This window comes from Clostridia bacterium (assembly GCA_035561135.1).
GTDB lineage: Bacteria > Acidobacteriota > Terriglobia > Terriglobales > Acidobacteriaceae > DATMYA01.
Genome location: DATMYA010000025.1, coordinates 1 through 8693 on the forward strand (window position 1 = coordinate 1; position 8693 = coordinate 8693).

The following is an 8693-nucleotide window of genomic DNA, read 5'->3' on the forward strand; positions in this document are numbered from 1 at the left end:
CCTGGTGGAAGTGCACCGTGACTGGGCGCCCATCGGCGCGCGCCGCTTTGAAGAACTGGTGAAAGCCGGTTACTACAACGGTGCCCGGTTCTTCCGCGTGGTCCCCAATTTCGTCGTGCAGTTCGGCCTCGCCGCAGACCCTGCCGTTACCAGGAAATGGGACAAGACGATCCCCGACGATCCCGTGCTGCAGACCAACCGCGTAGGCTCCCTGGTGTTCGCCACCGCCGGTCCAAATACCCGCACCACGCAGCTCTTTATCAACCTGAAGAGCAACCAATCCCTCGACGACCAGGGCTTCGCGCCCTTCGCCATGGTCGTGGAAGGCATGGACGTGGTGCAGAATATCTATCCCGGCTACGGCGAGAACCCCGACCAGGGCCAGATCACCGCCCGCGGCAACGCTTACCTGACCACTGCCTTCCCCAAGCTCGACTACATCAAGAAGGCCACCATCCTGTAGCACTCGCCACAAGTGAAACAGCGGCTGCGGTTCGCCGCAGCCGCTCAGGTACGGGATCTTCAGAGTTCTTGGCACGATCTTTAAGAGATTCATCCGCCCTTTCCGCATTAGACTTGGGCAGTTCAGCTAAGAACTGCCAGGTGCTCCTTCGAAGTAACTCATTGGCAAATTCCAGCGTGGGAGGAAGTTATGTGGATTGAGGCATTACGGCGCGCGACGAAGATTGCCGCTACGGGCCTTGGATTGGCCTGCATCGCATTCGGCCAGTCCAGCGTTGCCACTATCACGGGAATTGTCAGCGATCAAAGCGGCGCGGCTGTACCCAGCGCCGAGGTGGTTTTGACCAACACGGCCACTGGTGTAGTCGTCCGCACCCAAAGCAATACCAGGGGTGTCGGGCAGCGGTTGCAGCAGGCTTCGCTCGTGAATGATCGCTTGCACCATACATCGGCTATCTCACTCAGGCACTAACTGCTGCACTCGCTCGGGCTCGTCACCCAGCCAAGCGGGATTTTGTGCCGTGGCGTCACCGTCTTCTTTGGATACCCGCTCCTCTGCTGCCGAGAACGCGTGCGCGGGTGTCCATGCGGGTGTTCATTATGGCCCGATTTGGGCTACATCGGATCGCGGAAAATACTTCACAGCTGAGAACTTTTTGCCGGTATTGCGAATGATGGCGAGCCCCGTGCAGGCTGCAGGATGAGGTACTGACCAGAAAGGAGGACCTTTAGCAATGAATCGAAGACATGCCATGACCGTCCTTGGGGTAATGGGAGCCGCGGCAGTTACCCGCGCGCAATCAAGTGAAATGCCTTATCGGAGGCTGGGGAAGACCGGGGAAAGAGTTTCCGTCATCGGTCTTGGCGGTCATCACATCGGACGGCCGAAAGACGAGAATGAAGGTATTAAAATCATCAGGACTGCCCTGGATCGCGGCATGAACTTCCTCGACAACTGCTGGGATTATCACAGCGGCGGGAGCGAGATCCGGATGGGGAAAGCATTGCGAGATGGGTACCGCCAGAAGGCATTCCTAATGAGCAAGTTTGACGGCCGCACAAAGCAAGCGGCTGCAAGCCAAATCGATGAATCACTTAAGCGGCTTCAAACGGACCACTTGGATTTGATCCAGTATCATGAAAACATCCGGATGGAGGACCCCGATCGATTCTTCGCTCCTGGCGGCGCACTTGAAGCGGTGCTGGAGGCCAGGAAGGCCGGGAAGGTCCGCTATATCGGATTTACAGGACACAAGGACCCGCTGGTGCACTTGCGCATGCTCGACATCGCTGCCGCACACCGGTTCCACTTCGATACCTGTCAGCTTCCGCTGAATGTCATGGACGCACACTTCCGCAGCTTCGCTAAACAGGTTGTGCCCAGGCTGACCACGGAAGGCACAGCGGTGCTGGGGATGAAACCGATGGGTGACGGTATGATCCTCAAGAGCGGCGTGGTAAGTCCGATTGAGTGTCTGCACTACGCACTGAACCTGCCAACATCCGTCGTGATCACGGGTTGCGAATCCATGGACCGGCTCGATCAGGCCTTCGCGGCCGTGCGGACGTTTAAGCCCATGTCCGAGGCCCAGCTCTCGAGCCTTCTGGCGAAAACAAAAGAGGCTGCGATGAGCGGCACGTACGAATTGTTCAAAACCACCTCCCGGTTTGATGGCACCGCGCACAATCCGCACTGGCTGGGTTAAGAGCCGCACAAGTCCAGCAGCGATTCCTCAACGAGCCCGCGAACGAGTCAGGACCAGAGGGGGTGGTTTTCATCGCCAGGGGCCGCTTTTATGCAAGCATCCTCGTTCTGTCCGCGAGTCGCTCCCGGGATGGACGAATACATGCGCGAGTGCAGGCGCACAGCGAGTCACAGCGCGTTTGTTGCCACGCAATTTCGTGGTACGGGCGACAGCGGCCAATGCTGTGGCAGGCGCTGGCCAAGTCACAATCGCTCAAGGGAAGCGTCCCATACCGAACCGGCCATGGCAGGCGGGGTGGAATACGAAGTGCTCCACATGCTTGAGAGGGGTTCGACTTCATGCAGCTTCGCGAGATCATGAGCACCGGCGTCGTTACAATCGATCCCACGGAAATGGCGAGCGCTGCTAGGTCCCGGATGAAACGCCGCCGCATACGCCACTTGGTGGTAACGGAGAACGCGGGCATCGTCGGGATCCTATCCGAGCGCGATTTGGGTGGCCCCCTCGTCCGGGGCCGCACGGTCCGGGATCTGATGACGCCGGACGTAGTGAGCGCCGGACCGCAAACCACGCTTGCTGAGGCGGCCGACCTGATGCTGAAACGGCTGATCGGCTGCCTGCCGGTTCTGGAGGACGGCCGACTCGTGGGTATCGTAACCGCTACCGATGTCTTGGACGAGCTTGGCCGCGAATCCCATTCGCGGCCTGAAACACCGGGCAGCAGGCAACGAGCGCCCTTCCGGGCCGTGTTGCCCAAAGCTCTCAAGCCGATAACCGGCCGCGCCAAAGCCCCCCTGATTCCGGCTCATATTCGCGTGGTGGGAGTCCGACTCAGCGAAGACAGCAGAGCCGACATCCGTCGAAAGCTTGGTAGGAAGCTTGGAAAGTTCGCAGCCTCCATCGAGCGCGTGAGCGTCCGCGTGAAGGACGTGAATGGGCCTCGCGGCGGCGTCGATCAATTGTGCCGGATCAAAGTGGTTTTGAGCGAACTTCCGAGTGTGGTTTTCAATAACCAGGATGCATCTGCCGAAGTAGCGATCGACGGCGCTATCGCCGGAGCGGAACGAGCTGTACGAAAAGCGTTACAGCGCAGACGGCTGAAACCGGTCAAAGCGGGGCGCGCCAGAGCGCCCGTTCAGACCGGTTGAATTTTACTGCAACCAGGCCGCGCCTGGTAGCGCTCGCGTTCAGCATTGCCCTTGCCTCCTTGCTGCTGTTGGCAGAGCATCAGCGCCCTGCGTCAGAGGTTTGCCGAGTCACCCTCCTCACCGTTTCCGCTATCTGGCGAGCCGAAATGCCATAGCGCTCGATCAATTCACTCGGCTTCCCGCTGTGCGGGATCTCGCGGACTGCAAGTTTATGGACTTCGACGCGTTCCTCGGCTAGTGCCGCAAGCACCGCATCGCCCAGACCGCCGTGCGCATAGTGGTCCTCGACGGTGACCACAAGGCCGCCGGCAGCGCGACTCGCCTCGATCAACGCCTCGCGGTCGATCGGCTGGATGCTGAACAGATCGATAATGCATACCTCGAGGTCCTCCGTCCGCAGTTGATCATAGGCCGCCAGCGCTTCCGCGAGCGTCACTCCTCCCGTTACGATCATTGCCCGATCCCGGCCGCTTTGCCGTAAGATCTTGCACTTGCCGATAGCGAATTTCTCCTCAGGCCCATAGAAGATCGGAGTTGCCATGCGCGCCAGCCGCAGATAACACGGCCCCTTGTGCTCGGCAGCCAGTTTGGCGGCGCGCCATGCCGCCGTTGCGTCCGACGGGTAAAGCACAGTGTAATTCGGCTCGGCACACATCATCGCGATGTCTTCCAGCCCCATTTGCGACGGCCCGTCCTCGCCAATGGACACACCGACATGCGTGCCGGCCAGCTTGATATTCGCGTCACTGATCGCGGCCATCCGTACAGAATCGTAGGCGCGTGTTAAAAAACAGCCGAACGTGGACGCAAACGGAATCTTTCCGTGCGCGGCCAGTCCGGTCGCCACCCCAACCATATTCTGCTCGGCAATGAAGCATTCGAGAAACCGATCGGGGCAGACCTTCTGGAATTCTTCGGTGTAAGTTGAGTTCTTGACATCGCCATCCAGGACGACGATCCGTGAATCATTCTCCCCGAGGGCCGCCAAGGCGTCTCCGAAAGCTTTGCGCGTAGCGATCTTCTTGCTGCCCGGAGCATATGGCGGAGGCACAGATGGTTCCGCGGCGGGCGCTCCGCCGGCGTTGGGCGGCCCGGCAGGCAGATTGGGATCCCATCTCATGCGAGTGGCCGGCAAATCCCGTTCCAGAGCGCTGATCATGCTGGCCGCCACTTCGGGCGCCATTGCCTTACCGTGTTCACCCTCTTTGTCCTCTACTCCGATCATGCCTTTCCCTTTGATCGTTCGCGCCAACACCACCGTGGGCCGATCGGGGGTCTTTGCGGCTTTCACGTAGGCATCCAGCAATGCGGGAATATTGTGGCCGTCCACAATTAGCGCTCGCCAGCCAAAAGCCTCCCAGCGCCGCCGATACGTCTCCATATCGTGCTGGAGGATGGTGGGCTGGCTCTGGCCGAGACGATTGATATCGATGGTCGCGCAAAGATTGCCGAGCTTCCACGCAGAGGCAATTTCAGCCGCTTCCCAAACCGAGCCTTCCGCCGACTCGCCATCGCCCAGAAGTACGTATATGCGCCGGCCCGCGCCATCCATACGGGCTCCAACCGCCATGCCAAGACCGTTTGAGAGGCCTTGCCCCAGAGAACCGGTCGCCACATCCACGAAGGGCAGGCGTGGCGTAGGATGGCCTTCAAGGTCCGAATCGAGCCGCCGCAAGGTGGTCAACCGTTCGGGCGGAAATGCGCCTGCCTCGGCCCAGGCTGCGTAAAGGATGGGCGCGGCATGCCCCTTCGAAAGCACGAATTTGTCATTCCGAGAGTCGCGTGGTTTAGCCGGATCATATCGCATAACCGAGAAAAACAACACGGACAGGATCTCGGCCGCGGACGCGCAGCTTGTCGGGTGGCCACTGCCTGCTGCTGTCGTTGCGCGAATTGAATGAATCCGTAGCTGCGTCGCCTTTCTCCCAAGCAATGCCCACACTTCTTCGTTGGTTGCCATGGTAGACATAAGTACACCTTCACCTTCGTGAGTACCAGGTTTTAGAGGCGGTACTCATGTGCGGACCTGCACCTTGTAATCCCGCCCTTCCCATCGCTGCGCCTCAGGCCAGAACAACGTAAAATGGACGGGCGCCCTCTGCTGATGTGGCACGCAGATATCAAAGAAATGAATGCCGAGGCCAGTATTGACCGAGGCGCTGTCCTGAATAGTCCGCCAGTCGTTCAATGTCCACCGCATTCGGAACGAGGCCGGCGCCTGTATCCGCAGCGCCTCACCCGCAGAGACCGATCGAACCCTGCGTATCGGTTTCCAAACTTAAGCTCATGCCGGCCACGACTGCTCTTTTCTTTGACGTGGGAGGAGTCGTCCTCACGAACGGCTGGGACCGGTCTGCCCGGCTGCGAGCCGCCGCCGCGTTTCGCCTCGATTGGGACGCATTTGAACAAAGGCACGAGTCTGTTGTGGCCGACTTCGAGACCGGGCGCATTGAGCTCGAAGATTATCTCGACCGCACGGTTTTCTATGAGCGGAGGATGTTCACGCGCGAACAATTCAGGGACTTCATGTTGGCGCAATCCGGCGGCCTGTCCTGCGGCGCTCACCGTCGTCGAGGCGCTGGCGCGCAATAAGCGATGCTTCATGGCCACCCTGAACAACGAATCCCTCGACCTGAACCGATACAGAATCGAGCGCTTTCAGTTACGCAACTACCTTGATGTCTTCTTTTCTTCCTGTTATTGCGGCTTGCGAAAGCCCGATCAGCGGTTCTACAGGCTGGTCTTGCAAATTACACAACGCTCGAGAGGATGAATGCATCTTCATTGACGACCGGGCGCTGAATATCGAATGCGCAGAGCGTATCGGAATGCGCACGCTCCGGTACCGGGATGCGGCGCAACTCGATAACGAACTGCGCAAGGAAGGACTTTTGTGAGTGTACCGGGAAGAGACCGGCTACTCCATACCCTTCACCACACGTGGCTTGGTCATCCGCTCCACGCAGCGCTCACCGACGTACCCATCGGCGCGTGGACCGCGGCTATGGTTTTCGATGTCATCGACGCTGTCAGCGATCGCAGAGAGTTTGGCATCGCAGCCGATAGCGCCTTGGTACTAGGCATTGTCGGAGCGCTAGGCGGCAGCGGCGGCTTGACGGATTGGCAGGACACCGATCCCCCTGCGCGCCGCATTGGCCTGACACATCGCTTGATGAACGTTGGAGCCGTCGCGCTGTTTACCGGTTCACTCGTTGCGCGCCGGCGGAAGTCGCGCGCATTCGGCCGGACGCCGTTGCGGCCGCGGCGCGCCTAGCCGGCAATATGGTCGTTCCGGATGACTTTGTTCCGGTGCTGGCCGAGTCTGAGCTTCGCTACGGCAGTTTGCGGCGCATCGAGTACGGGGGGACTCCGATCTTGCTGGCGAAACGCGATCATCGTATTTTCGCCCTGGCCGAGACATGCTCGCACCTGAGCGGCCCTTTGTCGGAAGGTGAGTTCATCGATGGCAGCGTGAAATGCCCCTGGCACGGTTCGCGCTTCGCTTTGGAGGACGGGCGTGTGTTGGACGGTCCTGCTGTTCACCCTCAGCCTTGCCTTGAGGCGAGGGTCCGCAATGGACAGACAGAGCCCGCCAACAGGACCTCGCGAAGGGGCATGTAGGAGTGTGAGTTGGGCCACCTATCGTTCTATATCGATCCGGCGCCGCCTTTTCGCCTCGATCTGACTGTCTGGGCGATCCGGCGCCGGCCGGAGAACGAAGTGGATCGGTGGGACGGGGAGACCTACGAGCGAGTCTTGGCTGTCCAAGGCAAGCCAGTGTTCGTGAGGGTTACACAATCGAGAAGCGCGACTACGCCGCGGCTCGAGGTCACCGCTTCTGCTGCACATCTCCCCGCTATTGTGAAGACCACCGTAACCACCCCGTTGGGACTGCACGTTGATCTAAGATCTTTCTACCGGCTTGCGGCGGAGCACAGCCACCTGCACGAACTTGCCTCGCGCTTCCAGCGACTCAAGCCGCCGCGCTTTCCGACCGTATGGGAAGGTCTCGGCAACGGCATAGCCTGCCAGCAGTTCAGCCTGACTGTAAGGATTCTCCTTCTGAACGGGCTTTCGGCGCTATGCGGATTGCGGTTCGAGGAGGATGCGATGCGGCATGCATTCCCAAGATCGGAGGACCTGGCAACGGCGGTACCGGAATCTCTGCGTTCCCTGGCTTCAACACCGTCAAAACCCGTGAGTTCATCGGTTTGGGTACGGAAGTCACATCCGGGCAATTGGATCTGGAGTCGTTCGCAAATTTGGATAATGAGAAGGCGATGTCCCGGCTATTGGAGTTGTCGGGTGTGGGGCGTTGGACCGCCGAATACATTCTGCTGCGCACCTGCGCAAACCGCTCGACTACGGCCGTGTAATGCGCGCGGTCGGCAAATGGACGCCGTATGGAGGGCTGGTTTATTTCCATTTGCTGTTGGACGGACTCGAGCGAGCCGGGTATTTGCGGCCGGAGACTGCCAGAGCGAATTTCAGGCGCGCTCGAACAGCGCCACGGAAGCAGGTGCGGGCCGCTCAACTGTTGGATGTTGGAGGTTTTGAAATGATCAAACTGAAACGAGTTTATGAGGAAGAGGATCCCGATGATGGGGTGCGCTACCTCATCGAGCGGCTCTGGCCTCGCGGCATCAAAAAGACCTCGTTGCGAATCGATGACTGGCTCAAAGACGCCGGCCCCAGCACCGAATTGCGGAAGTGGTTCAGCCACGATCCTGAAAAATGGCAGGAATTCCGGCGCAGGTACTTTGCTGAACTCGATCGCGTCCCCGATGTCTGGGCTCCGATCCGCGAGGCCGCGCTGAAAAGTACCGTAACCCTGCTCTATAGCTCGCATGATACGGAGCACAATAACGCCGTCGCCTTGAAGGAGTACATCGAGAACAAGGCGGGCACCAGAACCCGTGCCTCCGGCGGGCGCCCACGCCATTGATGGTTTCATGACGCAAAGTGAAGAGGTGACGGATTTCGCAGTGCAGTGCGCCTCATTCGAGGAGCTTTCTTCCCCCGCGAGCGAGGCGCTCGCCATCCTCGTGCTCCATGCCTTGGGGTCCGCGATCGGGGCGGCCGCGGAATATGCGTGCCGGAGCGGGGCTGTTCAGCCGCTTTAGTCACGCCCATCCCAGCACGCGTCCGCCGCCAGGAATGCACGAGCCGATGAGACGACCCGTTTGTGATAGAGGGCACTCAGGCTGGATTCCGATGCTATTAGCCTATCGAGGCCATCGTCCAGGATGGAGGATCGCTGGCCGGAAACGATTGAATCGAGCACAGCTCGACTGCATCCAAGACCCGCCAGCGAGTTTGCCGACGTGCATGGTTCGCCGCTCTGTTCAACATCAGGTAGGCGAGCGCCGATAGCGAC

11 protein-coding genes are annotated in these 8693 nt (G+C 59.7%); 9 read left to right on the top strand and 2 right to left on the bottom strand.

Annotated elements, in window-relative coordinates; genetic code table 11:
* From VN622_06875 to VN622_06890, 4 genes are all read left to right on the top strand, one after another.
* A partial coding sequence (locus VN622_06875) for a peptidylprolyl isomerase (GenBank protein ID HWR35576.1) occupies nt 1-463 on the top strand: 463 nt, incomplete at its 5' end.
* A gap of 189 nt (nt 464-652) precedes the next feature.
* Nucleotides 653-934 (top strand): carboxypeptidase-like regulatory domain-containing protein, encoded by a 282-nt coding sequence (locus VN622_06880; protein ID HWR35577.1) that lies wholly within the window; start codon nt 653-655, stop codon nt 932-934.
* Between the two features lie 298 nt (nt 935-1232).
* Nucleotides 1233-2168 (top strand): aldo/keto reductase, encoded by a 936-nt coding sequence (locus VN622_06885; GenBank protein ID HWR35578.1) that lies wholly within the window; start codon nt 1233-1235, stop codon nt 2166-2168.
* Between the two features lie 338 nt (nt 2169-2506).
* Nucleotides 2507-3316 carry a CBS domain-containing protein gene (locus VN622_06890; protein ID HWR35579.1) on the top strand — a complete coding sequence of 270 codons (810 nt, stop codon included), beginning with the start codon at nt 2507-2509 and terminating at the stop codon, nt 3314-3316.
* Between the two features lie 79 nt (nt 3317-3395).
* Here VN622_06890 and VN622_06895 read toward each other — a convergent pair whose 3' ends face one another.
* Nucleotides 3396-5285, bottom strand: coding sequence for a transketolase (locus tag VN622_06895; protein ID HWR35580.1), 1890 nt, complete (start codon nt 5283-5285; stop codon nt 3396-3398).
* A gap of 317 nt (nt 5286-5602) precedes the next feature.
* On the opposite strand from VN622_06895, the gene VN622_06900 reads away from it, so the two are divergent.
* From VN622_06900 to VN622_06920, 5 genes are all read left to right on the top strand, one after another.
* On the top strand, nt 5603-5908 hold the full coding sequence (locus VN622_06900) for a hypothetical protein (protein ID HWR35581.1): 306 nt from the start codon (nt 5603-5605) through the stop codon (nt 5906-5908).
* Nucleotides 5909-6209: 301 nt separating this feature from the next.
* Nucleotides 6210-6590: a DUF2231 domain-containing protein gene (locus VN622_06905; protein HWR35582.1), complete on the top strand. Its 381-nt coding sequence runs from the start codon at nt 6210-6212 to the stop codon at nt 6588-6590.
* Between the two features lie 8 nt (nt 6591-6598).
* Nucleotides 6599-6937 (top strand): Rieske (2Fe-2S) protein, encoded by a 339-nt coding sequence (locus VN622_06910; GenBank protein HWR35583.1) that lies wholly within the window; start codon nt 6599-6601, stop codon nt 6935-6937.
* Nucleotides 6938-7398: 461 nt separating this feature from the next.
* On the top strand, nt 7399-7692 hold the full coding sequence (locus VN622_06915) for a hypothetical protein (GenBank protein ID HWR35584.1): 294 nt from the start codon (nt 7399-7401) through the stop codon (nt 7690-7692).
* Nucleotides 7693-7874: 182 nt separating this feature from the next.
* Complete coding sequence (locus VN622_06920) at nt 7875-8261, top strand: DUF488 domain-containing protein (GenBank protein HWR35585.1); 387 nt, start codon at nt 7875-7877, stop codon at nt 8259-8261.
* Nucleotides 8262-8435: 174 nt separating this feature from the next.
* Here VN622_06920 and VN622_06925 read toward each other — a convergent pair.
* Nucleotides 8436-8693: hypothetical protein (locus VN622_06925; GenBank protein HWR35586.1), on the bottom strand; the 258-nt coding region annotated here is incomplete at its 5' end.